This is a genomic window from Streptomyces sp. NPDC096193 (assembly GCF_040302905.1).
Lineage (GTDB): Bacteria > Actinomycetota > Actinomycetes > Streptomycetales > Streptomycetaceae > Streptomyces.
On sequence record NZ_JBEOSJ010000028.1, the window covers coordinates 68,065 to 93,996 of the forward strand.

21 protein-coding genes and 2 pseudogenes are annotated in these 25,932 nt (G+C 68.7%); 18 read left to right on the forward strand and 5 right to left on the reverse strand.

Features of this window, described 5'->3' with window-relative positions; all coding sequences use genetic code 11:
• The first annotated feature begins 446 nt into the window (after window positions 1–446).
• From ABTX78_RS30565 to ABTX78_RS30590, 6 genes are all read left to right on the forward strand, one after another.
• Window positions 447–1,415, forward strand: coding sequence for an AraC-like ligand-binding domain-containing protein (locus ABTX78_RS30565; protein ID WP_352210018.1), 969 nt, complete (start codon window positions 447–449; stop codon window positions 1,413–1,415).
• Between the two features lie 1,086 nt (window positions 1,416–2,501).
• Entirely contained in the window at window positions 2,502–2,759 is a 258-nt protein-coding gene (locus ABTX78_RS30570) for a PaaI family thioesterase (protein WP_352210019.1), read from the forward strand.
• 116 nt (window positions 2,760–2,875) lie between these two features.
• Window positions 2,876–3,490 carry a helix-turn-helix domain-containing protein gene (locus tag ABTX78_RS30575; protein WP_352210020.1) on the forward strand — a complete coding sequence of 205 codons (615 nt, stop codon included), beginning with the start codon at window positions 2,876–2,878 and terminating at the stop codon, window positions 3,488–3,490.
• 103 nt (window positions 3,491–3,593) lie between these two features.
• Entirely contained in the window at window positions 3,594–4,469 is an 876-nt protein-coding gene (locus ABTX78_RS30580) for a class I SAM-dependent methyltransferase (protein ID WP_352210021.1), read from the forward strand.
• Window positions 4,470–5,100: 631 nt separating this feature from the next.
• Window positions 5,101–8,472 carry a CARDB domain-containing protein gene (locus ABTX78_RS30585; RefSeq protein WP_352210022.1) on the forward strand — a complete coding sequence of 1,124 codons (3,372 nt, stop codon included), beginning with the start codon at window positions 5,101–5,103 and terminating at the stop codon, window positions 8,470–8,472.
• 277 nt (window positions 8,473–8,749) lie between these two features.
• Window positions 8,750–8,929: a hypothetical protein gene (locus ABTX78_RS30590; RefSeq protein WP_352210023.1), complete on the forward strand. Its 180-nt coding sequence runs from the start codon at window positions 8,750–8,752 to the stop codon at window positions 8,927–8,929.
• Between the two features lie 80 nt (window positions 8,930–9,009).
• On the opposite strand, the gene ABTX78_RS30595 is transcribed toward ABTX78_RS30590, so the two are convergent.
• Window positions 9,010–9,657, reverse strand: coding sequence for a TetR/AcrR family transcriptional regulator (locus ABTX78_RS30595; RefSeq protein ID WP_352210024.1), 648 nt, complete (start codon window positions 9,655–9,657; stop codon window positions 9,010–9,012).
• 109 nt (window positions 9,658–9,766) lie between these two features.
• Here ABTX78_RS30595 and ABTX78_RS30600 point away from each other — a divergent pair, with 109 nt between their 5' ends.
• Window positions 9,767–10,792, forward strand: a complete 1,026-nt coding sequence (locus ABTX78_RS30600) for a glycoside hydrolase family 113 protein (protein ID WP_352210025.1) — start codon at window positions 9,767–9,769, stop codon at window positions 10,790–10,792.
• A 185-nt stretch (window positions 10,793–10,977) separates the two neighbouring features.
• On the opposite strand, the gene ABTX78_RS30605 is transcribed toward ABTX78_RS30600, so the two are convergent.
• A complete protein-coding gene (locus tag ABTX78_RS30605; protein WP_352210026.1) occupies window positions 10,978–11,151 on the reverse strand; it encodes a hypothetical protein in 174 nt (57 codons plus the stop codon).
• Between the two features lie 337 nt (window positions 11,152–11,488).
• Here ABTX78_RS30605 and ABTX78_RS30610 point away from each other — a divergent pair.
• From ABTX78_RS30610 to ABTX78_RS30630, 5 genes and pseudogenes are all read left to right on the forward strand, one after another.
• A pseudogene (locus ABTX78_RS30610) lies at window positions 11,489–11,644 on the forward strand (HD domain-containing protein); the annotation flags it as partial.
• Between the two features lie 325 nt (window positions 11,645–11,969).
• On the forward strand, window positions 11,970–12,155 hold the full coding sequence (locus ABTX78_RS30615; protein WP_352210027.1) for a COG4315 family predicted lipoprotein: 186 nt from the start codon (window positions 11,970–11,972) through the stop codon (window positions 12,153–12,155).
• A gap of 80 nt (window positions 12,156–12,235) precedes the next feature.
• Window positions 12,236–12,769 carry a DUF6529 family protein gene (locus ABTX78_RS30620; protein ID WP_502994008.1) on the forward strand — a complete coding sequence of 178 codons (534 nt, stop codon included), beginning with the start codon at window positions 12,236–12,238 and terminating at the stop codon, window positions 12,767–12,769.
• Between the two features lie 289 nt (window positions 12,770–13,058).
• Entirely contained in the window at window positions 13,059–13,706 is a 648-nt protein-coding gene (locus ABTX78_RS30625) for a class I SAM-dependent DNA methyltransferase (RefSeq protein ID WP_352210028.1), read from the forward strand.
• A 139-nt stretch (window positions 13,707–13,845) separates the two neighbouring features.
• Complete coding sequence (locus ABTX78_RS30630; RefSeq protein ID WP_352210029.1) at window positions 13,846–14,214, forward strand: VOC family protein; 369 nt, start codon at window positions 13,846–13,848, stop codon at window positions 14,212–14,214.
• Window positions 14,215–14,395: 181 nt separating this feature from the next.
• On the opposite strand, the gene ABTX78_RS30635 is transcribed toward ABTX78_RS30630, so the two are convergent.
• Entirely contained in the window at window positions 14,396–15,013 is a 618-nt protein-coding gene (locus tag ABTX78_RS30635) for a class F sortase (protein ID WP_352210030.1), read from the reverse strand.
• 55 nt (window positions 15,014–15,068) lie between these two features.
• The gene (locus ABTX78_RS30640; RefSeq protein WP_352210031.1) at window positions 15,069–15,776 is read right to left on the reverse strand and encodes a hypothetical protein; all 708 of its coding nucleotides are present in this window, start codon (window positions 15,774–15,776) and stop codon (window positions 15,069–15,071) included.
• Window positions 15,777–16,281: 505 nt separating this feature from the next.
• On the opposite strand from ABTX78_RS30640, the pseudogene map reads away from it, so the two are divergent.
• Window positions 16,282–17,048: pseudogene (map, locus tag ABTX78_RS30645) on the forward strand (type I methionyl aminopeptidase).
• 300 nt (window positions 17,049–17,348) lie between these two features.
• On the opposite strand, the gene ABTX78_RS30650 reads toward map, so the two are convergent.
• Complete coding sequence (locus ABTX78_RS30650) at window positions 17,349–17,504, reverse strand: hypothetical protein (protein ID WP_352210032.1); 156 nt, start codon at window positions 17,502–17,504, stop codon at window positions 17,349–17,351.
• A gap of 718 nt (window positions 17,505–18,222) precedes the next feature.
• On the opposite strand from ABTX78_RS30650, the gene ABTX78_RS30655 reads away from it, so the two are divergent.
• The 5 genes from ABTX78_RS30655 to ABTX78_RS30675 are packed head-to-tail and all read left to right on the forward strand — an operon-like array spanning window position 18,223 to window position 25,889.
• Window positions 18,223–19,422, forward strand: a complete 1,200-nt coding sequence (locus ABTX78_RS30655; RefSeq protein ID WP_352210033.1) for an isochorismate synthase — start codon at window positions 18,223–18,225, stop codon at window positions 19,420–19,422.
• The gene (locus tag ABTX78_RS30660) at window positions 19,419–21,044 is read left to right on the forward strand and encodes a (2,3-dihydroxybenzoyl)adenylate synthase (RefSeq protein WP_352210034.1); all 1,626 of its coding nucleotides are present in this window, start codon (window positions 19,419–19,421) and stop codon (window positions 21,042–21,044) included. The genes ABTX78_RS30655 and ABTX78_RS30660 overlap by 4 nt, the downstream gene beginning before the upstream one ends.
• 13 nt (window positions 21,045–21,057) lie before the next feature.
• A complete protein-coding gene (locus tag ABTX78_RS30665; RefSeq protein ID WP_352210035.1) occupies window positions 21,058–21,708 on the forward strand; it encodes an isochorismatase family protein in 651 nt (216 codons plus the stop codon).
• Window positions 21,709–21,711: 3 nt separating this feature from the next.
• A complete protein-coding gene (locus ABTX78_RS30670; protein ID WP_352210036.1) occupies window positions 21,712–21,942 on the forward strand; it encodes a phosphopantetheine-binding protein in 231 nt (76 codons plus the stop codon).
• Window positions 21,939–25,889, forward strand: coding sequence for a non-ribosomal peptide synthetase (locus tag ABTX78_RS30675; RefSeq protein ID WP_352210037.1), 3,951 nt, complete (start codon window positions 21,939–21,941; stop codon window positions 25,887–25,889). The genes ABTX78_RS30670 and ABTX78_RS30675 overlap by 4 nt, the downstream gene beginning before the upstream one ends.
• Window positions 25,890–25,932: the final 43 nt, after the last annotated feature.

Genomic DNA, 25,932 nt, shown 5'->3' on the forward strand with positions numbered 1-25,932 from the left:
CCTCGCCGTTGACGACCACCTTGGGGTCAGCTTCCTCAGAGACGGGCACGACTACCCCTGTCGGTTCTGGGCGGAAACAGCTCATTTTCTGCAGAACGCAGAACTTGGAACAGCGCCCGTGATCCGCCCTCGGCCGGCGCATATCGAAAATTACGTGAGGGACTGGAGAGAGGCATGTCACGCGAACACGTGACATTGATGAACCTTAGAGTCATCGTGGGCTTCGGACTTTGTCATCCGTGCAGGGAACTTTGTCAGTAGTGCACCGCCTCACGTTGACGCTGCATCAGGTGAGGGCCCTGTGTGTGTCCGTCGAAGCCGTTGCACAGCGAGAGGGAATCCATCCAAACTGATGTCCGAACCGTCTGTGTCGAGGGGTGGCTTGTGGGGGAACGGGCCGAGGGGCCAGGCCGGCGTTATGACCGATGCAGACGAAGATCTGCCTCATGAGCCCGGTCCTGGACACCGCGTTCATACCGCCGCAGGAGCGGGAGGAAGTGCTCCGGCACGCGCTGTGGGAATCCATGACGGCGGTCGAAATCGATCACCGTCCTCCGGCTGAGGACATCTCTGCTCGCGTAGGGTTCGGCGCCGTTGGGCCCCTCAGGGTCTTTTCGGCGCGGGCGACCGCGGCCACGTTGCGTCGGACGGAGCGCCTGGCCCGGGAGGACAAGGAGCCGGTCGTCTTCCTCAATCTTCAGATGACGGGCACCAGCCTGGTGGTGCAGAACGATCGCCAGTGCCTGCTGAGGCCGGGAGACTTCGCCGTCTACGAATCGACCGCCCCCTACACACTTCTCTTCGACGAGGGAGTCGACGGCCACTTCTTCCGTTTCCCCCGCGCGGCACTCGCACTCCCCGAGCGGTTGCTACGAGACGTCACCGCGGTCCCGCTGGGATCCGACAACGCGGTTGCGCGCCTCGCCTTCACCTACTTCTCCCAACTGGCCGTCAGCGACGACATGCACCAGGGTGTGCCCGCCGATGCCGTCGTGGCACCCAGCATCGAACTGCTCCGGGCCGCCCTGACCTCCCAGCACGGTAACTCCAGCCTGGCCAGAGCACCGTTGGAGGCGACACTCAGCCTGCGGATCACTCAATACCTTCGGCAGCGTTTGGCTGATCCCGATCTGTCGGCGGCACGGATCGCCGCCGCGCACGACATCTCCGTACGTCATCTCTACGATGTGCTGTCCCGGTCGGGCATCAGCCTCGGAGACTGGATCCGTACACGCCGCCTGGCCGAATGCAGGCGAGAGCTGGCCGGCCCAGATGGCCGGCTGCGGACCATCGCAGCAATAGGACGAAGGTGGGGCTTCATGGACGCGACCCACTTCAGCAAGGTGTTCAAACAGGCATACGGAATCTCGCCTCGGGCCTGGCGCGACCACAACCACCCCCGCTCCTCCGCGTGATGGTCTCCGCGCGGCCGCGTTTCGCGTGACCGACCTTGGACGCTCGGTCTGGGCCTGGGGTCAGACGACCAGTGCCAGTTCTCCGGCTTCGGTGAGCTCCGCCGTCGCGGCGCCGTCACGGCGCTGTCGAGCACACCCCGAGCCGGCTGACGCACTCACGCTCGCGACGTAGGGCGAACCCCCGGTCCCCACGGCGTGGAGTGCTGGGACGAGGCCATCGCGTCACCTCTCGCTTCAACGAGCCTCGCTACTCGGAGAGTTGCGCGATGGCCGCTCCATGACCAGAGGCTATCGGGCATCCCTGCTACACCACTCGGCGGCAACGCCGGTGCGTCAGGGCCGTGTGCGCTCTGCCAAGGGGGCGGGACCTCTGGTAGTCCGCATGGACTGCTGGTCCTGACGATCCGCGAAGTCTCCCGCTGACCGATGATCTTCACCGAAGTCATCCGCCTCCCGATCAGCCCGAGCATCCCGAACCCCGCGCACACCAGCCCCGTGAACTGCAACTTCAGGATGCACAGTGCTTACTGCGCCACGACGGTGCCCGGAGCCTCGTCGGCGTTCGTTCCGGGACGTTCTGGTGGGACTCGCCTCTTCCGGCCAGACCAGCGACGGTGGCACGACTGCCCAGCCTCGAATGCACAGCTGTCCTTCCCTATTGCGGGCCCACAACAGAGGCGAGCCAGTCAACGACGTCCGTTGGACTGCGAGTTCCCACCCCGGGGCGGCGCCCCTTCGGAACGACACAGGTTCCGCCGACGCCAAGCCACTCCACTCGTACCGTTCACCGCCCCATCGGCGGGGCCAAGCGGGTGAGCCGTAGTGGTGAGCGAGAGGGGAATGGAGCCGAGGAGGGGAAGGACCGACGGCACCAGACGTTCCAGCCCAGGGAGATGTGATGAGCGAAAGAACCGGCCCGTTCTGGGATGCAGTGAACGGGCGGGCACCACTGCCCCGTGCCGCGGCCACTCTGGGAGCCGAATTCATCGACGCGGACGTCGAGAACGGCACGATTCGTCTGGCGTTCCACGCAACCGAGGACTTCACCATCCCGCTGGCAACGTCCTCGGGGCCTTCCTCGCCGCGATGCTCTATGACACGGTCGGCCCCGCTCTTCTCGCCACACTCGAGCCCGACCAGTTTCAGTCCACCATGGAGTTCAAGGTGTCCTTCCTCCGCCCGACCCGCCCCGGAAGGCTTTTCGGGAACGGCCGCGTGGTGCATCGCGTCGGCGACATCGCCCACCTCGAAGCTTCGCTCAGTGACTCGGAGGACATCGTGATCGCGACAGCCAGTGCCACGGCTCGCGTCGTCCCGCTCAGCGTCGCGGAAACGGTGGCGTGACACCGCGGACCCGTGGTGTGACACCGCTCCATCCGCAATAGGCGCCGAAGGGGCGGATTCGCCGACGCGGTCGGAGAACCAGGGCCGACTTGCGCCAAGAGCATACGATGCCGCCCATGACGCAAAGCGATGGCGAACTGGACAGCCTGGTTCGCAAGCGAATCCGGGCTCTGCGCGTGGCTCAGGGCTGGTCTCTCGAGGAACTCGCCACCCGCGCGAACGTCAGCCAGTCCACCCTCAGCCGCATCGAGAACGGTCAGCGCCGGCTCGCGCTGGATCAGCTGGTCATCCTCGCGCGCGCCCTGGACACCTCCCTGGACCAACTGGTGGAGACCGCCTCCGACGATGTCGTCACCAGCCCGATGATCGACAGCACCCACCGGCTCATGCGTTGGCCCATCAAAGCGGAGCCCGGGATGAGCGTCATGCGTCAGCGTCTGACCGAGCCGGCCCCCGACGATCCCTCACGCATGCGCGCCCACCCAGGCCGCGAATGGCTCGTCGTCCTTTCCGGCACCGCGCTTCTCATGCTGGGCCATCGCCGCTTCCGCATCGAGACCAACCAGGCCGCGGAGTTCCCCACGATGCTGCCCCACTCCATCGGCACCGATGGCGGCGGCCCGTGCGAGATCCTGGGGATCTTCGACCGTGACGCCCGCCGGGGACACCAGCGCGCCAGCGGCAGCCAAGGCACCGGCAATGATTACGCAGCGGACGGCTCCTGCACATGACCTGGCCGGATGCGTGTGCGCGTGCGGCACGGCAGCCGACCACCTCCTTGCCAATACAGCAAGAGATCGTGCTTTGCACGCAAGGGCGCTCTAGCGTGAAGGCATGAGCCACGCAGAAGCGCACGCCCACCGCCACGGTGCGCACCACAGCCACCAGCACGTCGCCGAGTCCGGCGGTCAAGCAGAGATCCTCGACCTGGACGCGGAAGTCCTCGCCGAGCACATCGCCGCCATCACCGCGTGGCTGCCCGTCGAGGCCGCCCCGCACAAGATCGTGGACCTGGGCTGCGGAACAGGAACCGGCACCTTCGCCCTCCTGGACCGTTTTCCCGAGGCACACGTCACCGCCGTCGACTCCTCGGCCGACCACCTGCACCGCTTGGGCGCCAGAGCGCGCGCCGAGGGCGTACAGGAGCGCGTGCGCACCGTTCTGGCCGACCTCGACGCCACGGACTGGCCCCACCTCGGCAGCCCCGATCTCGTATGGGCCTCCGCCTCGATGCACCACATGGCCGACCCCGACAGCGCCCTGCGCCATGTCCGCGACGCGCTCGCGCCCGGGGGCCTGTTCGCCGTCGTCGAACTGGCAGGCTTCCCCCGCTTCCTACCGGACAGCGCACCCGAGGAGCGTCCCGGCCTGGAGGACCGCTGCCATGCCGTCACCGACCGCTTCCACGCCGAGCACGTACCCCACCGCGGCGCCGACTGGGGACCGATGCTGGCCGCCGCCGGATTCGCGGTCGAAGCCGAACGCACCATCGCGGTGAACATCGAGGACTCCCCCACTGAGGCGATCGGCCGCTACGCCCTGGGCTCCCTGCAACGCATCCGCGGCGTCGCCGCTGAAGCGCTCGCGCCCGAAGACCTCGCCGCCCTCGACCGGCTCCTCGACACCGACAGCCGCCACAGCATCCTGCGCCGCACCGACCTGGTCGTACGCACGGAACGCACGGTCTGGGCCGCACGCCGCAAGAACTGAACCACGGATAGACCGACGGACGGGCGGTGGGGTGCGGGCCGGCTGTTGCCGACCCGCACCCCACCGCGCGCACAGAAGCGTGGGGCAGCGCCGGAGGGCCGCTGGAGCCGTACACGTCGGCGGCGCAGCCAGGCCGCACATCCAAGCGACGCGGTATTCGGCCGGCCTCCACCGACATCGCGCGGGCAGCACGCCCCCACCCGGCACACGTCGAGCCGGCCGCCGCCGTACCGGCCAGGAGACCCGCGTCCGCTCGCCTCCCCTGGCGATGCCCGCTCCCCCGTCGACAGACGCGCCCACTGCCTACAGCCGGAGCGCGGCGCACCCCTCCCACCTGCCGAAACCACTGGCGCCAACGCGCTTGTGCGTCAGTCCCGTTGACAAAGTGGCCACCTGGTAGAAACCTGTCACCCTGTCACTGCAAAATTTTGACTGATTCACTCAAAAGTTTTAGAGAACCCCTCAACTGCTTCGCCTTGACCATGTCAGGTACCTGGCGAGGTGCGTGGTCGCCGTCCCCGCGGCGCACCGGTCCGTCATGCAAGTCGCCCTGCCCCAACGCCTCGTACGGCGCCACCTGCGGGCGCCGAGCCGCGCGCCCGGACACCGGATCACGAGACAAGAGGACATCATGAAACTGAGACACCACGGCTGGCGAGTGATCGTCGGCATGGTGCTGGCGGGCCTGATAGCCGTCGGGCTGCTGCCCGCTCCCGCCTACGCCGCGGAAGGGCCCAACCTGGCCCTCGGCAAGTCCGCCCGCGCAGGCGGCAGTCACGGCAACTACCCGGCCGGCAACGTCAGCGACGGAAGCCAGGCATCGTACTGGGAGGGTCCCGCGGGCGCGCTGCCCCAGTGGGTACAGGTCGACCTCGGCGCGAACGCGGAGATCAGCCGGGTGGCTCTCAAGCTGCCGTCGAGCTGGGAATCCCGTAGTCAGACCCTCAGCGTGTCGGGAAGCACCGACGGCTCGTCGTTCGCGCCGCTGTCCGCTTCCGCCTCGCGTGCCTTCGATCCGGCCAGGGCGAACACCGTCAGCATCCCGGTCACCGCGACCACGGTCCGGTACGTGCGTGTGCAGGTGTCGGCCAACAGCGGCTGGAATGCTGCACAGTTGTCCGAACTGGAGGTCTACGGCGAGGACGACGGGCCGGGCGTGCCGCCCGTCAAGGGCTCCAACCTCGCCCGCAACAAGCCGATCGAGGCGTCGTCGTTCACCCAGACCTATGTCGCCTCCAACGCGAACGACGACAGCCCGGCCACCTACTGGGAGTCCTCCGGATTCCCCTCGACCCTTACGGTGAAGCTCGGCGCCAACGCCGATGTCGAGGCGGTCGTCGTCAAACTCAACCCGGACCAGGCATGGGGGCCGCGGACCCAGGCCATCGAGGTGCTCGGGCGTGAGCAGTCGGCATCCGGCTTCACCTCGCTGAAGGCTCGCGCCGACTACGCGTTCAGCCCGTCCTCCGGCGGCAACAGCGTGACCATCCCGGTGGCCGGCCGCTACTCCGACATCCAGCTGAAGTTCTTCTCCAACTCCAGCGGCTTCGGCGCACAGGTCGCCGAGTTCCAGGTGATCGGGGCCGCGGCACGCAATCCGGACCTGACGGTCACCGATCTGACGTGGGCCCCCTCCTCACCGTCCGAGACGGATGCCGTGGAGGTCAGCGCGACGGTCCGCAACGCCGGAAGTGCCGCGTCCCCCGCCACCTCGGTGAACGTCAGCCTCGAAGGCGCGGCAGCCGGTTCGGCGCAGGTCGGCGCACTCGCCGCCGGCGCCTCCGCGACCGTCAAGGTTCCGGTCGGCAAGCGCGCCATGGGCAGCTACACCGTGTCCGCAGTCGTCGACCCGGCGGGAACCGTCGTCGAGCAGGACGACAGCAACAACAGCCGCACCGCGTCCTCGAAACTGGTCGTCGGGCAGAGCCCCGGCCCGGATCTCACCGTCACCGCCATCACACCCAACCCGGCCGCTCCGGCGGTGGGCGCGCAGGTCTCCTTCACCGTCACGGTGAACAACCGCGGCACGAGCGGTGTCGCGGCCGGGACCGTCACGCGCCTCGCTGCCGGGAACACCACACTGAACGGCACGGGGGGAGCGATCGCCGCAGGGGCGAGCGTCACCGTACCGATCAACGGCACCTGGACCGCCGCGAGCGGCGGTGTCACCCTCACCGCGACGGCCGACGCCACGAACACCGTCGCCGAGACCAACGAGAACAACAACGTCCTCGCGCGCTCCCTGGTCGTCGGACGCGGTGCCGCCGTGCCCTACACCGAGTACGAAGCCGAAGCCGCCCGCTACCAGGGCACGCTCCTCACCGCCGACGCCAAGCGCACCTTCGGGCACACGAACTTCGCCACCGAGTCCTCCGGACGCCAGTCGGTGAGGCTCACCACCACCGGACATTTCATCGAGTTCACCTCGGCCAACGCCGCCAACTCGATCGTCGTGCGCAACTCGATCCCCGACGCGCCCTCAGGCGGCGGCGCCGAAGCGACGATCAGCCTCTATGTCAACGACACCTTCAGCCGCAAGCTCACCCTGTCCTCCAAGCACAGCTGGCTGTACGGACGGACCGACGATCCTGAGGGCCTGACCAACACGCCGGGGGCCGACGCTCGGCGCCTGTTCGACGAGTCCCACGCGCTGCTGTCGCAGAGCTACCCGGCCGGCACCAAGTTCCGTCTCCAGCGCGACGCCGGAGACACGGCCTCGTTCTACATCATCGACCTGGTCGACCTCGAACAGGTGGCGCCGCCGAGCGCCCAGCCGGCCGGGTGCACCTCGATCACGAACTACGGCGCCGTGCCGAACGACGGTCTGGACGACACCGACGCCATCCAGCGGGCCGTGACCGCGGACCAGAAGGGTGACATCAGCTGCGTGTGGATCCCGGCAGGCCAGTGGCGCCAGGAGCAGAAGATCCTCACCGACGACCCGCTGAACCGGGGCACACACAACCAGGTGGGTATCAGGGACGTCACCATCCGCGGCGCGGGCATGTGGCACTCCCAGCTGTACACCCTGACGCCGCCGCACCAGGCGGGCGGCATCAACCACCCGCACGAAGGCAACTTCGGCTTCGACATCGACCACAACACCAAGATCTCGGACATCGCCATCTTCGGTTCGGGCACCATCCGGGGCGGCGACGGCAACCATGAGGGCGGTGTCGGTCTCAACGGCCGGTTCGGTAAGGACACCAAGATCACCAATGTGTGGATCGAGCATGCCAACGTCGGTGTCTGGGCCGGCCGGGACTACTCGAACATCCCCGAGCTGTGGGGACCGGGCGACGGCGTCGAGTTCAGCGGGATGCGCATACGCAACACGTACGCCGACGGCATCAACTTCGCCAACGGCACCCGCAATTCGACCGTCTACAACTCCTCCTTCCGCAACAACGGTGACGACGCCCTCGCGGTGTGGGCCAGCAAGTACGTCAAGGACACCTCGGTCGACATCGGCCACGACAACCACTTCCGCAACAACACGATCCAACTGCCGTGGCGGGCCAACGGCATCGCGATCTACGGCGGATACGGCAACACCATTGAGAACAACATCATCGCCGACACCATGAACTACCCCGGCATCATGCTCGCCACCGACCACGACCCGCTGCCCTTCACCGGCCAGACCCTCATCGCCAACAACGCCCTGTACCGCACGGGCGGCGCGTTCTGGAACGAGGACCAGGAGTTCGGTGCGATCACCCTCTTCGCCCAGGGGCAGGGCATACCGGGTGTCACCATCCGTGACACGGACATCCACGACTCCACCTACGACGGAATCCAGTTCAAGACGGGCGGCGGCGAGATGCCGGACGTCAAGATCACCAACGTCAGGATCGACAAGTCCAACAACGGCTCCGGCATCCTCGCGATGAGCGGCGCACGGGGCAGTGCGACCCTGACGAACGTGACGATCACCAACTCGGCGGACGGCGACATTCTCGTCGAGCCCGGGTCGCAGTTCGTCATCAACAGAACCGGCTGACCCGCCCTGCCCACAGGGCATCAGAGCACGAGGAGGGCCGCGCCGGAGCGAATCCGGCGCGGCCCTTCTTCGGTCAGGAGCGCTCAGCCCCGACGCTGGTGTGGTGTCGCGGCGCGGTCGGGCCTCCAACGGTCCCTGGTAGTGGCCCAGGACGATCGGCGTGTCGTCGGTCGAGGCGTTCTGCGCGCCGTCGCGGTACGTGCATCCGCTCGACCGGACATGGACGAGACGGCCCCGGGTACTCGACGCCACAGCACCCCTGAGCTGTGGAGATGTCATGACAGGAGAGAAGAGCGAACACCGGATCGAGCGCTTCTGCAAGGCCTGCGGCACACCTGCCGGCGACGGCAAGCTGTGCGAGCACTGCGGGGCCGCTCTGGAATTGCCCGACCCGGCCGGACTGGTCGAAGACGAAGGGGCCGCGGTACGACGCACCCTGAAGGGGCGGGAGTCGTAGCCCGGTCGCCAGGTGGATTGGGCCGCGGGCACCGCAACTCGCGGCATCGCCTCCAGCTTGAAGCCGTCCGAGGGGCGAATTCACTGCAACGAGCGCTGCTGCGCCTGTTCCTCGGCAGCGTCGAGTGCGGGTGCCAGTGCGGCGAGCGCGGAGCGGAGAATATCGGGCAGTGAGCCCGACGGCACGACAAGCCCACTGGCTGCGAGGGGCGCGGCCGGAGAGCGAAGCCACTGCTGGAGCGCGACCCGAACTGCGGCGGCCACGGCCGCCGCGAGCACGCGGGCGGCGGGCGTGCCGGTGTCGCCGAGGCGCTGGTCGATCTCGGTGGCGAGGGGGTGTTCGATCGCTGCGGCGGCGTCGAGGAACGCGTCGCGCAGCGCGGGACTGGCGGTGATCAGCAACAGCACGTCATGGTCGCGCGGTTCGGTGTACTGCTCCAGGATGGCTTCGGTCAAGGCGTCGGCGAGGCGGACCCGGGCGGGCCTGGCCGCCACCGCCGCGGCGATCCGTGACTCCCGGTCGGCGGTGACAGCGGCGACGATCGCCTGTTCGCGACTGGGGAAGTAGTTGTTGTAGGTCCTCGGCGAGACACCGGCGGCCTCCGCGATGTCGTCGACGCGGACATTCTCGGGCCCATCCCGGAGAGCCAGCCGCAGCGCCGCCTCCCGCAACGCCACTCGGGTGGCTTGCTTCTTCTGCTCGCGCAGCCCGGTCCGCTTCGTCGTCACCCTCGCATCATCCCCGCCTGCATGCGTGCACGCAAACTTGCGCGGCCGCAAACTTGCGTACACGCAAAATTTCCGCCTACGCTCGACCCCCTACAGAAGGGTCAGAGGCATGCGAGCCAAAGGCATCTGCTACGACACCGGCTTCCTTCGCAACGGCGGCAGCTCCCGAGAACACTTCGACCCCGACCTGGTGAAGAAGGAGCTGACCATCATCCGCGACGATCTCCATTGCAACGCCGTCCACATCACCGGCGGCGACCCGGATCGCATGGAGCTGGCCGCTCGCTGCGCCGCCGCGCTCGGACTGGAGATCTGGTTCTCGCCCTACCCGCTGGAGCTGACGACCGGCCAGATCCTCGGACTGCTCGCCGAATGCGCAGAGCGGGCCGAGCGACTCCGTACACGGGGAGCCGAGGTCGTGTTCGTGACGGGCGCCGAGCTGAGTGTCATGAATCGGGGGTTCCTCGAAGGCGACAGCACCGAGGAGCGAATCGGCCGGCTGCTGGGCGAGCCGGACCGTCGACCCGAGAGGGTCGCCGCAGTCGGCGCCCGTCTCGACGCCTTCCTCCGTGAAGCCGTGGCGGTGGTCCGCGAGCGCTTCCAGGGCAAGGTCACCTACTCCGCCATCCAATTCGAAGGCGTTGACTGGGACTTGTTCGACTTCACGACCTTCGATCTCATCCGGTCCGCGGAGACAGCCGATCGCTTCCGAGCCGCCGTGCGCAGTCTCGTCGCTCAGTCCAAACCAGTCGCCATCACCGGTTTCGGCACCGCCACCTGGCGCGGCGCAGGTGACGTCGCGCCCCGCAGCATGGAGATCCTTCACACCGACGACATCACCGGTGCGCCGCTGCGGCTGAACGGGGAGTACGAGCGCGACGAGGCCGGCCAGGCGGCATACCTGAGCGAGCTTCTGGAAATCTTCGACAGCGAGGGTGTCGACAGTGCCTTCGTGTTCCTCTTCGCGCTCTACAACCTGCCCCACCGCCCCGACGGGGATCCGTGCGACGACCTGGACCGCGCCAGCCTCGGCGTCGTCAAGGTCCTCGAAGACCGCCACGGAGATACGTACTCCGACCTGCCCTGGGAGCCCAAGGCTGCCTTCACCGTGATCGCCGACCACTACCGCAGCTGAGACCACCCGGAAGCAACCGGCTGTAGCCCAGCCGGGGCGCCCCTCCTCGTGGTCGCCACCCGTCTCAGTCGCCGTCGATCAGCGCCCCAACTCTTCACAGACGGACGATCACGGCACAGGGCGAGGCCCCGGGTCATGACCTGCCCGGGGCCTCGCGCCGTACCGGCTCTCCGGCCGGCTCGCACTCAGTGCTTGAAGGTGTCCTTCGACTTCTCCTTGGCCTCGCGGGCCTTGCCGCGGGCCTCCAGCGCGCCGCCCTTGGCCGCGGTGGTCTCGTTGCCCATCGCGTGGGCCGCCTTCCGCACAGCCTTACCGACGCCCTGCTCAGCCTTGGCCTTGGCCTTTTCTCCGGCACTCATGTCGGTCCTTTCGTAGAGCCACTCATCGACCCGTCTGCCCGTCGCCCAGGAGGCGAACCACATCCGCCTCAAAGCAGCGGGACGCCCGTGGCCTCTCCGGCGACGACGCGAGAGTGGCGCACCCCATCGCCTCGGAGGTGGCCCACGCGGATGGTGTGTCCGAACCGTACGGTCGAGATCACGCCGCATCGCGTGCCCCGCCGTGCACAGCGGTCATCTTGGATCGTCGCCGCATCGCGCTTCAGAGGAGCTTCATGCAAGCCATCGTCGCCCCCGGCAGGCCCAGCAACCGCATCGAGTCGGGCAGCCCCGCAGAGGCTGGCGCAGCGTGACCCGTATGTCCCTCGACGCTCTTCCCGTGCCCGACAGCGTGACGTCGACCGCTGCGCTGGAGGTGGCGACGTCCTACCTCTCCCCCGCCCTGCTCAACCACTCCGTGCGTGCCTACGTGTGGGCGGCGGCCCGCGGCGCGGCAGAGGGCATCCCCTTCGACCCGGAACTCCTGTACGTGGCCGGGCTGTTCCACGACACCGGTCTGGTACCCGATTCGACAGCCACACCGTCGCGTTCGAGGAGGCAGGCGGCCATGTCGCCCGGGTCTTCGCAGCCGGAGCCGGATGGCCTGCTCAGCGCCGCGAGCACCTGTCGGACGTCATCGTCCGCCACATGTGGCCACAGGTGGACGTGTCCAGGGACCCCGAGGGTCACCTGCTGGCCCGCGCCACCCCGACGGAGGTCATCGGCAAGGAAAGGCCGACCCGACCGGCTCGCGAGGAGACCGCGCTCAGGGTTTTGGGCGTTCGCGGGCCGGCAAGGGTGTGGACAAGAAGCTGCTCGACATCACCAAGCGCTCCGACGGGGCGGAACAGGTGACGTACAACGGCCACCCTCTCTACTACTACGCCGGTGACACCGAGGCGGGCCAGACCAACGGACAGGGCCTCGACCAGTTCGGCGCCAAGTGGTACGTCCTGAACGCCGCGGGCAAGCAGGTGGCGAGCTGAGCCGGGAGAGCGGCACGAGCGGGAACCGAGGTGGGCACGGCGGAGGACGGGGCAGAAGCCGCGCAACCCGACCCGGCCTCATCACCCTCGGCGTCCTGGTTCCTGTCGCCGTCAGCGTGGGGATCTATGTCTTCGGCGTGCACCTCACGCCCGACTACAACAGCGGCCTCTACGGGGAACACGGCACCGCCGCCGTGGACCTCAAGGCCCGGCTCGGCAGCGCATTGCTGTGCGCCGTCCTCATCCAGGTCGGCCTCGCCCTGTGGATGTACGGCCGCGTGCCCGGGGCCCGGTCCGCGCCCCGGCCCGTAGGGACCGGGCACCGCGTGCTCGGCTTCCTCATTTTCCTCTTCTCACTTCCGATCTCTCTTCACTGCCTCACCACCTACGGGATCGACACGACATCGCCGAGGGTCGCGATCCACTCCTTCGCCGGCTGCGCCACCTACGGTGCGTTCGTGGCCAAGGTGATCGTCGTGCGCAGCAAACGCCTGCCCGGCTGGCTGCTTCCTGCGATGGGCTCCTTGCTCGCGCTCACGCTGGCCCTCCTCTGGTACACCGCTGCCCTCTGGACCCTCAACGGCGAAACTGTTCCGGGCTTCTCCTCGACCTGAACAAGGCGTCCAATCCCGTCAGGGGCTGCTCGATGCCGGGTATCTCATGACAGCGATCAAGGCACACCAGACCTCTGCGGCGGGGTCAAAGCGGACAATGTCGTCCTGCAGCGCGGCGTGTGCACGGCTCCGCGGTACACCGAGGTTCGCTGACGGCGATCCTGCCGATCGCGCTCGGAGCACGGACGGCGACCATGTCACTCGATCCCGATGCCAAGAGCTCGGTCGCAGCGCCGCTCGGTCAGGTGTTCTCGAAACGCAGGCCCTCTTCTCCCGCTACGGTCTCGGGGTGACCGAACTCGACACCTTGCACGCCACGCGCGCGGCCTACGACGCCATCGCTCCCACGTACGCGCAGATGTTCCACGACACCCTGAGCGACCGTCCCTTGGAGCGCGCCCTCCTGGGCGCCTTCGCGGAGCTGGTGCGGACGAACGGCGACGGCAGGGTCGCGGATCTCGGGTGCGGACCCGGGCACGTCACAGCTCATCTCCACACGTTGGGCCTCAACGCCTTCGGCGTCGACGCATCGCCTGCGATGGTCGAGCTCGCTCGCGAGGCCCACCCCGGTATGCGGTTCGAAGTCGGCTCGATGGCCGCGCTGGACATCGAGGACGGCGCGCTGGGCGGGGTGCTTTCGCGGTGGTCACTCATCCACACGCCACCGCAGGACTTGCCCGCCGTCCTGTCCGAGATCGCCCGGGTCCTGGCGCCCGGTGGCCACGTGTTGATCGAATTCCCCGCGACTGACGGCCCCGACAACGAGACGCAGGCCTACGACCACGCGGTGGTGACGGCCTACCGCTGGTCCCCCGATCGCTTCACCGAGCTCCTGCGCGACCATGGCCTGGCAGAGTCTGCCCGCCTGACGATCGAGCCGAAGCCGACCGACCGGCGGCAGTTCCAGGAGGTCCAACTCCTCGCGCAGAAGGCGTAGACCGAGGAGCCCCTGAGCCGGTCACGTGACCGGCTCGGGTCGGTCCCCCCGACTCCGTCAGTTCGCCGACTCGGCAGATGACTCCTCGTGATCGGCAAAACAGTCGTGCATCTCAGCCGCAAGCACCATAGTCAGCGGGATGATCGGACAGCTGCACTCCATCGTCATCGACTGCCCCCATCCATCCGAGCTCGCCGGATTCTACGAGAAATTGCTGTCGCTCTCACGGCTGGAGGACGCTTCAGAGTTCGTCGTGCTCGGCACCACGGCAGGTACTGAAATCGTGGCTTTCCAACACGTCCACGACTTCCGACCGCCTCAGTGGTCCGTCCCTGAGCACCCTCAGCAGATGCATATCGACGTGATGGTTGCGGATCTCGACGTGGCCGAGCCACAAGTCCTTGCCTTGGGTGCAACCCTGCTCGACGGGTCGGACAAGCCAGTGGGTTACCGGGTGTACGCCGACCCCGTCGGCCACCCCTTCTGCCTCGTCACGCCACTGGAGTGAACAGCGAAGCCGGCGACACCGGCTCCATCGGGCCGCCGTCACGGGTGCCGTCCCGCCGTACCCGGCCGCCGGGAGTCCCTGACCACTGGGAACTGACGTCAGGTCAGGCACAGTTTCGGCACCCTCGAAGTGGCTGGTTCCCCGGCAGCATTCCCGAGGAACCGGCCGCTTCCGCGTGGCACTAGACCCCTTGCTTCTTCATTGAGGTCAGGTGTGCGAAGACGACGACGTTGGCCGAGTAGCCACTCTTCGGGTTGAAAGTTCCCCCGCACGTCATGAGCCGGAGTTCCGGACGAGCCGTGGACCCGTACACCTTGTCGTCCGGGAACTTGTCCTTCGTGTACGTCTTCACCTCGTCGACGGTGAAGGTCGCGACGCGCCGGTCGGCCCGGTTGACCTTCACCTTGGCACCTTTGCGCAGCACGTTGAGGTTGAGGAAGATCGCCGGTCCCGTGCGGGTGTCGCGGTGTCCGACGAGCAGGGCGGTACCCGCATCACCGGGCGAGGGACCGTTGCGGTACCAGCCCACCTGCATCGGCTTGTTCAGCGGCGGGGTGCCGAGCCGGCCCTTCTTGTCGAGGCCGAGACCGGCGATCGGGGCCTCGATGAAGATGGTGGGAATGGTGACCTTCACGGGTCGTGAGGCCACCAGGGGTTCCTGCGAGGACTGTTGCGACGGCGGGACACCGCCGCCCGCGGCGTCATCGGCGCGGACGGCGGTGGCCGAGGAATCGTCGGACGAGTCCGAACACGCCCATACGATGCCGGTCAGCAGCGCAAGGGTCACGGACAGTGTCATCGTGAGACGGCATGCGCGACTGGGTCCCCGCCGCGGCGGCCGTCGGCTGTGGGCCCTATGCCTCGTTGCGGGCACGACGCCGTGCGGATCGGCGAGCCATGACCAGAGCCGCGACACCTGCCGCGCCGACGGTCAACGCTGCGGGCGTGGCGATGCTCGACTCGTTCTCGGTGCCGAGGTTCTCCATGTCCGGGACGCCACCGCCACCGGCAGGTACCGCCCCGGAGGGCTTGCGGTAGTCCCCGCCCTTCTCGCCGCTCTCCCCGTTATCACCGCTCTCCCGGTTCGCCCCGTTCGCGCCGTTGGTGCCCGGGCCGATCTCCGCCGGTCGGTTGTTGTCGGTGCGCTGGGTGCAGTCGACCTTGAAGGTCCTCTGCTTCGGGCCCGACGGGACGGTCCACACCAGCTGGTACGTGCCCTCCGGGAGAAGGTATCTTTCGCTGCGCGCGGCGCCGTTCACGAGCGGCAGCGTGCTGGCCAGGGTGTCGCCCGGCGGCACGGTCGGCGGCTGCGCGGTGATCGTCCACGGGACTGAGGGGTACGACTCGAAGTTGGTGGCGACGAGGTTGAACGCACAGACCTCGACTCCGTCTTCACCACGCGAGTGCCAGCCGGCCGAGGAGACACTGAGGTCACCACTGTCTCCGGGAGCAGCGTGGGCGGCGGGTGCGCCGATCAGAGTGACTCCAGCGGTGGCGACAGCGGCGGCCACCGTGGTGCCCGCACGAACGCCGCCGAGGCGGAGGGAAGCGAAAGGCTGCATGCTGAACTCCTTCGAGCCGGGATGATTGTCATACAGATCAGCCGTCGCCCATGAGATGCCATGAACCCTCAGAAGAAGGTGTCAAAACACCACAAACCTCTTGCAATTACCCGACTGGCCGATAGCGGCACTGAGGCGAACGCGTGCCTGCCCCCGCAGCGAGACCGGCGCTGCCGCACGTCATCGGGGACGTCCGCCTTCCCGATAGTCGGGCGCGTGCCCGGCCGCGCCGACACGGCGATGACCGGGTCGTCGGGTGACAGGCGCCGGGCGTGAACCCAGACTGCCGCGTCCAACAGGCCGCGGTCGCGGCCCACCTCGGTCTCGGTCTCGGTCTCGTTCTCGTTCTCGTTGTCGACGAGGGTTCAGCAGACACACGTCGGCCGCTACGGCCCCGCTCGACAAGTTCCCGAACGGTCTTCGACCTCAGGCAGAACTCCCCCTCGCCCCCGTGATATTAATACCGGTATAAGTATTGGATAGTGCACATGGCAGGGAGCAGCACATGGTGGAGATCAAGACCGACACGGCACTGGAGGGGATGCGAGAAGCCGGACGCGTTGTCGCCCACGCACTCGAGGCCGCTCGTGCGGCGGCGGCCGTGGGAGTAAGTCTGCGGGCACTCGACGGAGCCGCCCGCGCCGTTCTCACCGAGGCCGGAGCGCGTTCGCCGTTCCTGGGCTACCGGCCCTCCTTCGCCCCCGTCCCCTTCCCCGCCGTACTCTGCACGTCCGTCAACGACGCCGTCTCGCACGGCATCCCCGGCGACTACCGCCTGCGCGACGGCGACCTGGTCAGCCTCGACTGCGGAGCCGAACTCGGCGGCTGGACCGGCGACGCCGCGATCAGTTTCACCGTCGGCACCCCTCGCCCCGCGGACCTCGAACTCATCGCGGCCACTCAGCAAGCCCTGGACGCCGGCATCGCCGCCGCCACCGTCGGCCACCGGGTCGGAGACATCTCCCATGCCATCAGCACGGTCGCCCGCAAGGCCGAATGCGGCATGCCGTCCGACTTCGGCGGCCACGGCATCGGCCGCCAGATGCACGAAGACCCGCACGTACCCAACCACGGACGACCCGGCCGCGGCTTCCCCTGCGGCACGGCCTCACCCTCGCCATCGAGCCCATGTTCATGGCCGGGGGACGCAACGAGTACTACACCGACCGCGACGGATGGACCCTGCGCACGATCGACGGCAGCCGAGCCGCCCATGTCGAACACACCATCGCCATCGCCGAGGACGGCCCCCGCATCCTCACCCTGCCTTGACCTCGGGCGTGCGTATGTCCGGCATGCTTTTCGTGGCTCTCTGCCTCGGATACGGCTGTTCGTGCCGCGCTCCTCGGGGTCGTACCACTCACGTCGGTCGGATCGGTGAACCGACGGTGCGGCGCGCAGCGCGCGTTGCTGTCGAGGGACACTACCGGGGCCCTGCGGAAGGCACTTCTCCGCAGGGCCCCGGTGGTGATGCACGGGCACTGTCAGTCGTAGGGCAGTCCCCGTTGTGCGCGCACGACCCCTGCCCGGGTCGCGCGTCGCATCGCTGAGTACCCGCTCAGGACGCGGCTTCTAGAAGTAATGACGGCGCCCGCCGACCTTGCGTCCACTCGCGCCGAGGACCCACAGGACCGCGCCCACCACAACGAGCACCCCTCCGATCGTCGTCAGCAGCGAGATACCGGCCAGCAGGCCGATAACGAGCAATATGGCGCCCAGAACAATCATTTCTTTTCCGATCTTCGTATCTCGTCCGTGTGTGGCGGCTCTCGCCTCGCAAGACCCGCAGCATCCTCCGCCGGCCCACTGCGTCATCCAGGCCAAAGGTGAAAGCCCGGCCGTCCGCGTGAGTCTCAGCTGCTGGATCCCGTCGTGCCACCTCCGTGTGCCCCGCTCGTGGGCGCTCATGCCCTCGCAGGTCATCAACCGGTCGGCACGGGCGGCTTCTCGTGAACGGCGACATCGGCGCCGGCGGCGAACAGGCCCGAACTTCCGGGTGCCGCGCGACAGTCGGGATGGACTACGGCCAACACGGCACGCCTGCTCAAACGCCGCCATCCTCACCCGTCACGGCTGCAACGGAGAGCGCCGGGGACCATTCAGCAGCGGAACGGCCCCCACCACGAAGTCCCTTCCCCGACTTCGGACGGGCGCCCCACAACGCCGGGCGGCTCCCGCGGGTTGACGGCTTTGCGTTCCTTTGACCTGAGAGTTTCGGTCTGATCGCTCCACGTCAGGACCTGTCAAGCAAGGGGCCAGGAACGCCGGGCCGAAACTACTGTGCAGCGACGGGTGTCGCCCCATCACGCCCGCAGAAGACCGAGTCACGGTCAGGCGAAGAGCGAAGCCACCACCGCAAAGAGTAGGTGAGCCTTGCCTCACTTTCAAGACTCGGCACCCACCCGATCGCAACCCCACCGGGGCCGGAGAAACTGGAGAACGCAAGGTGACCACGGTCCACGACCCGCTCCTCACGGAGGAGCCCGGAGCCGATGTCGTCGGTACCGCGACGGCTCTCCTCGACGCCTACCGACCCGACACGGACCGCTTCTTCGCCTCACCGACCCGAACACTCCTCGCCCGCGGAGATGGCCTGCCCGTACCGCACGACGCGCGGCCGCTCACCGAACGGGTCGAGGCCGTCCTCGCGCAGGCCCGTGCCGCCGGACATCCCGAACCCGTCGTGATGGGAGCCATCCCCTTCGACGCCTCCGCGCCGGCCGCCCTCACCGTTCCCGGTCACCTCCGACGAGGTCCGGCCCTCGGCAAGGACCCCATGATCGCGTTACCGGCTCCCGCGACGGAGGACATCACCTGGGAGATACGGCCCGTGCCGGAGCCGGACGCGTACGCGTCGGCGGTCGCCGCGGCGGTTCACCGTATGTCCGCGGGCGAGTTCCGAAAGGTCGTTCTCGCCCGTGCGTTGGACCTGAGCGGTGACAGCTCCCCCGACCTGCCGGGGATGCTGCAGCGACTCGCTCGGCGCGACCCCCACGGCTACACCTTCGCCATACCGACGGGCACAGAGCGCACCCTCCTGGGGGCCAGCCCCGAACTGCTCGTGTCCCGGCGCGGCCGCAGTCTGCTCGCCAATCCGCTGGCCGGCTCAGCACCCCGGAGCAGCGACCTCGCCGAAGACGTGCGCAGGGCCGCCGCGCTGCTCGAGTCCCCTAAAGACCTGCTGGAGCACGCAGTCGTCGTCAACGCCATCGGCGAGGCGCTGGCCCCCTACTGCGCCGATCTCGTCGTCCCCGAGCGACCCACCCTCGTGAAGTCGGCCGCCATGTGGCATCTGTCGACGACCATCACGGGCACCCTCGGCCCCCTTCCGGCCTCAGCACTCGAACTCGCCTGCGCGCTGCACCCCACCCCCGCCGTCTGCGGAGACCCCACCGACCGGGCCCGCGACGTCATCAGCGAACTGGAGCCCTTCGACCGTGGCCTCTACTCGGGGGTCGTCGGCTGGGGCGATGCCGCCGGGGACGGCGAGTGGGTGGTGACGATCCGGTGCGCGGAAGCGGGCCCCGACAGCCTGCGCCTGTTCGCCGGGGCGGGTGTGGTGGCCTCGTCCGATCCGGCGGCCGAGACCGCCGAAACGACCGCGAAGTTCCGCACCTTCCTCGAAGCGGTCGGGGCACGGCTGTGAGCGCCGACGCGCCCACCTGGCCGGCCGCGTTCGCCGAGCGCTACCGCGCCGCGGGCTACTGGCAGGGCGAGACCTTCGGGCAGATGCTGGCCACCACGGCGCAGAAGTTCCCCGACGGGGTCGCCGTCGTCGACCCCGCCGGGGAGGGGCGCCGGTGGACGTACGGCGAACTCGACCGCCGGGCCGACCGCATGGCTGCCGGTCTCCTCGCCACCGGCATCGGCCGCGGTGACCGGGTGGTGGTGCAGCTCCCGAATATCGCCGAGTTCTTCGAGGTCGTCTTCGCCCTGTTCCGGATCGGCGCGCTGCCCGTCTTCGCGCTGCCCGCCCACCGGGAGACGGAGATCCGGTACTTCTGCGAGTTCTCCGAGGCCGTGGCCTATGTGATCGCGGACCGGCACGAGGGCTTCGACCACTGCGAGCTCGCCACGCGTGTGAAGGCGCAGGCACCCGCACTGCGCCAGGTGTTCGTGGTGGGAGACCCGGGCGAACACACCGCGCTCGAAGCGGTACCGCGGGAACCCCACGGACTCGACGACCACAGGGGTCCGCAGGCCTCGGACGTGGCCTTCCTCCAGCTGTCCGGCGGCAGCACCGGCGTTCCGAAACTGATTCCCCGGACCCACGACGACTATCTGTACTCGGTTCGCGGATCCAACGAGATCTGCGGGGTCGACGAGAACAGCGTCCATCTCGTCGTCCTTCCCGCCGCGCACAACTTCCCGCTCAGTTCGCCCGGTTCGCTCGGCACGCTGTGTGCCGGCGGACGGGTCGTCCTGTGTCCCGCCCCCTCACCCGACACCGCGTTTCCCCTCATCGAGCGCGAAGGTGTCACCATCACCGGGCTCGTTCCCCCGCTCGCCCTCGCCTGGATGGAAGCCGCGCCCCACACCGCTCATGACCTCCGCAGCCTCGAAGTCCTGCTGGTGGGAGGCGCCAAACTGAGTGAGGAGGCGGCCCGGCGGGTACGGCCCGCGCTCGGCTGTGCCCTCCAGCAGGTCTTCGGAATGGCCGAGGGCCTCGTCAACTACACGCGGCTCGACGACGACGAGGAAACCGTTGTCACCACGCAGGGCCGGCCGATATCGCCCGACGACGAAGTCCGCATCGTCGACGACGAGGACCGGGACGTGCCTCCCGGCCGGACCGGCCATCTGCTCACGCGCGGCCCGTACACCATCCGCGGCTACTGGAGGGCCCCCGAGCACAACGCCCGCTCCTTCACCGCGGACGGCTTCTACCGCACCGGCGACATCGCCCGCGTGACACCGAGCGGACACCTCGTCGTGGAGGGACGCGCCAAGGACCAGATCAACCGCGGCGGCGAGAAGATCGCGGCGGAAGAGGTCGAGAACGTGATCCTCGGGCACCCCGCCGTCCATGACGTGTCCGTCGTTTCCGTCCCCGACGACTATCTCGGCGAGCGGGCCTGCGCCTACATCATCCTCCGCCCGGGTGCCGAGCTGCGTCCCGCCGCCGTCAGGCGGTACATCCGGGAGCGCGGGCTGGCCGCCTACAAGGTCCCCGACAGGGTGGAGTTCGTCGAGACATTCCCCGCCACCGGCATCGGCAAGGTCAGCAAGAAGGACCTCCGCACCACCGCGGCCCGGCCCCCTCACTGAAAGGCACAGTTCCATGGCGCTGCCCGCCATCGCCCCCTACCCGATGCCCGACGCCGGCACCCTGCCCGACAACCGGGCCGACTGGTCCGTCGACCCGGACCGGGCGGTTCTGCTCGTCCACGATCTGCAGAACCACTTCCTGTCCGCCTTCGGGAACCACACCTCGCCACTGGGCGAACTCCTGGCCAATACCGGCCGGTTGACGAAGCACGCCAGGAGCCTTGGTGTCCCTGTCGTCTACTCGGCCCAGCCCGGCGGCCAGAGTCCCCGGGAACGTGGGCTCCAGCAGGACTTCTGGGGCCCCGGACTGCCCGACGAACCACGGGCCGCGGCCATTGCGGACGCCGTGGCGCCGGAAGAGGGTGACACGGTCCTCACCAAGTGGAAATACAGCGCCTTCGTGCGCTCCGACCTCGCCGCTCTCCTCGAACGCCACGGCCGCGACCAGCTGGTGATCACCGGCGTCTACGCACACATCGGTGTGATCGCGACGGCGTGCGACGCCTGGATGCGGGACATCCAGGCCTTCGTGGTCGCCGACGCCGTGGCCGACTTCGGCGAGCGAGAACACCTTTCGGCACTGCGCTGGGCTTCCGGCCGGTGCGCCGTCGTCACCAGCACCGACTCGATCATCACCGATTCGATCACCACCGAGGGGGAGTGAACCATGCCGCTCACCGTTCAGCAGATACGTCAGGACGTCGCGGACGTCCTGGGTGAGGATCCCGCCGACATCCCCGACGACGAGGACCTCGGCGACCACGGGCTCGACTCGGTCCGGCTGATGAGTCTGGTCGAGCGGTGGCGGCGGGAACACGCGGCCGAGATCTCGTTCGTCGACCTGGCCGAACGCCCCGCCATCGAAGCGTGGGCCCTTCTGCTGGGAGCCCACGAGTGACAGCCGCCCCCAGCGCCGAAGCCTCCGCGGAGCAGCCGGCACAAGGAGCCACGGCCGGGCTGCCGCTCACGGCCGCACAGCAGGGCATGTGGTTCGCCCAGGCCATCGACCCGCGAAGCCCTGCCCTCAACACGGCCGAGTACGTGGTCCTCGACGGCCAACTGTGGCCCGAGCTGCTGGTACGGGCACTGCGGCAGACCGCGGCCGAAGCTGAGGCCATATGCGTGCGGATCGTGGAAACCCCCGACGGACCACGGCAGTTCCCCGTCGACCCGGCCGCACCCGGCACCGCATTCCCCCTCCATCGAGCCGATCTGCGAGGGGCGGCCGACCCGCAGGCGGCGGCCCGCGGGTGGATGGACGACGACGTGGCACGGCCCTTCGACCTTGCCGCTGGTCCACCGTTCCGCCACGGCCTGCTCAGGGTCGCCGACCGGCGGTGGCTCTGGTACCAGTGTGTGCACCACCTGGTGCTGGACGGTTTCGGCTATTCACTGCTCGCCCGGCGCGTCGCGGAGGTGTACGCGGCGTTGGCCGAGGGAACGGAGCCGTCGGGGAGCACGTTCGGCCGGCTCACGGAGCTGATCGAGGACGATGCCGTCTACCGCGCCTCCGACCGGTTCACCGCGGACAGGAAGCACTGGACCGAGGCGCTGGCGGACCGCCCGCAGGCGCCGATGCTTGCCGGACGCAGCGTGCTCGCCTCGCACACGTTCCTCCGACGCGGCACGGCGGTGCCCCCTGCCGTCACCGCCCGATTGCGGGAGCGCGCCGATGACTTGCGGGCCACCTGGCCGGAAGTACTGATCGCGGTCCAGGCCCTGTACGTCTCCCGGGTGACCGGCACGTCGGACGTGGTGCTGGGGATGCCGATGATGGGGCGCCTGGGCTCGGTCGCCCTGCGGATCCCCGGCATGGTGATGAACGTGCTGCCGCTGCGGCTGACGGTCACCCCTGAGACCACGCTGGCCGGGCTGACCCGCGAGGCCGTGCTCGCCGTACGCACGGCGCGCCGCCACCAGCGGTACCGCATCGAGGACATCAGACGTGACCACGGTCTCCTCGGCGAGGGGCGTGCGCCCGTCGGTCCTCTGGTCAACGTCATGCCCTTCGACCATCCGCTGTCCTTCGGGGACGTCGCCGCCACCTCGTACAACCTCTCCGCCGGTCCCGTCGACGACCTCACGCTGAACGTCTACGACCACGGGGACGGACGGGGCCTGCGGATCGACCACGACGCCAACCCGGCCCTCTACACGGCCGACACCCTCGCGTCCCACCAGGAACGCTTTCTGGACCTCCTGGCCCGTGCCGTCGGCGCCGACCCAGCGGCGCCGCTCGCCGAACTGGGCATCGCGACCCCCGCGGAACGCCGTCAGGTGCTCGTCGACTTCAACGACACAGACCGCCGTCTGCCCACCACCACGCTTGTCGCACCGATCGAGGAGCAGGCGCGCCGCACCCCTACCGCACCGGCCGTCGTCTTCGGCGAGCGGACCCTGACGTACGAACAACTCGACGCGCGGGCGGGCCGACTCGCCTCCCGGCTGGTCTCCAGCGGGGTCCGGCCCGGGGCACTGGTGGCTGTCGCCCTGCCCCGCTCGGCCGAACTCGTCGTCGCCCTGCTCGCGGTACTCAAAGCCGGCGGCGCCTATCTTCCTGTGGACCCGGGTCATCCCCCGGCACGGATCGCCGCCATGCTCGGCGACGCCGCGCCCATCTGCCTCCTGACCGATGGGGCGACCCTTCCCCGCCTGCCCGGTACCGATGCCACGACACTCGTCGTCGACCACACCGGCGCACCTGCGCTTCCGCCGTCCGACACGCCCGGAGAACTCACACCGCGGCACCCGGCGTACGTCATCTACACCTCCGGATCGACCGGCCGCCCCAAGGGGGTGGCGGTGTCCCACGCGGCCATCGACAACAGGTTGCGATGGATGCAGCACACCTATCCGCTCGCCCCGGGCGACCGCGTGCTGCAGAAGACGCCGTGTGGTTTCGACGTGTCCGTCTGGGAGTTCTTCTGGGCGCTGCGCGAGGGTGCCACGCTGGTCGTCGCCGAACCCGACGGACACAAGGACCCGCTGTACCTGTCCCGTACCATCCAGGAACTGGGCGTCACCGTCTGTCACTTCGTACCGTCCATGCTCCAGCTCTTCCTCGCCGAACCGGAAGCCGCACGCTGCACGTCACTGCGTGACGTCTTCTCCAGCGGCGAAGCCCTTCCCAGGGACGTCGTGCGAGAGTTCCACCGCACGATGCCGGCAACTCGTCTGCACAACCTGTACGGGCCGACCGAAGCAGCGGTGGACGTCACCCACCACACCTGTGAACCCGGGCAAAGCGGGCCGGTACCCATCGGCCGGCCCGTGTGGAACACCCGGCTCTACGTGCTCGACCCGGCGGGGCAACTCTGCCCACCCGGTGTCGCCGGTGAACTCCACCTCGCCGGAGCGCAGCTCGCCGACGGGTACCTCAACCGCCCGGAACTGACGGCAGAGCGCTTCGTCGACGATCCGTTCGGCCCCGCCGGCTCGCGGATGTACCGTACGGGCGACCTCGCCCAGTGGAGCGCCGACGGGGAAGTCATCTACCTCGGACGCACAGACGACCAGGTCAAGCTGCGCGGACAGCGACTCGAACCCGGTGAGATCGAGGAGCATCTGGCGGCTCTCGACGGCGTGACGGGCGCTTGCGCGATCGTCCGCGAGGACCGGCCCGGTGATCAGCGTCTCGTCGCCTACGTCACCGGAAGCGACGCACCGGACCAGAAGGGGGTGCGGGCGCAGCTGAGCACCGTCCTGCCCGACTACATGGTTCCCTCGGCCGTCGTACGGCTCGACGCCTTCCCTCTCAGTCCGAACGGCAAGCTCGACCGCAAGGCGCTGCCCGCGCCGGTCACCGACACCACCGCCGGCCGCGCTCCGCGCAATCCGACCGAGGAGACGCTCACGCACCTCTTCGCCGAAGTACTCGGCATCGAAAGGGTCGACGTGGACACCGCGTTCTTCGATCTCGGGGGTACGTCGTTGCTCGCCGCCCGCCTCATGTCCCGCATCCGCGACACCCTCGGTCACCGTGCGCCGATCGGCACCCTGTTCCGTGCTCCCACACCGGCCGCGCTCGCCGAACGCCTCACCGGCGACGGCGGCACCGACACGGCACTGGATGTGCTGTTGCCGCTGCGGGCAAGCGGCGACAGCGTCCCGCTGTTCGTGTTCCATCCCGCGGGCGGGCTCAGCTGGTGCTACTCGGGACTGCTGCCGCGCCTCGGAGCGGGGCAGCCCGTGCACGGCCTGCAGGCCCGCGGACTGATGCACGACGAACCCCTGCCCGCGACGATGGACGAGATGGCCGCCGACTACGCGGCGCAGATACGCAGTGTCCGGCCGCACGGGCCCTATCGGCTGCTCGGCTGGTCCGTCGGAGGGGTCATCGCCCACACCGTGGCCGTCCACCTGCAGCGGGCCGGTGAACGGGTCGACCTCCTCGCCCTCATGGACGCCTACCCCTCCGACCAGTGGCGCGACCTCGCGGGCCCCACCGAGGCCGACGCACTCAACGCCCTGCTGCGCATGGCGGGTTACGAGGGCGGCACCGGGGCCCTCACCCGGGAAGGGGTCCTCGCCACCCTGCGCAACGAGGGCAGCGCCCTGGCGGCGCTCCCCGAACGGGTGCTCAGCGCCGTTCTCGGTGTGGTGACCAACAACGCCCGCCTGATGCGCACCCATCGGCACCAGACCTTCGACGGGGACCTGCTGTTCTTCACAGCGGCCGCACCCCGGGCCGAGGACTGGCTCACCCCCCTCGCCTGGCTGCCCCACCTGACCGGGCAGCTGGTCGAACATCCTCTGGACTGTCGGCACCCCGAGATGACCCAGCCGCAGCAGCTCGACACGGTCGCGAGCGTTCTCACATCCCGGCTCCAGGCACTCGGGGCCTGAAGCGCGGACGTTCCTGCCGAATCCCACTCCCCCACCCGCACCT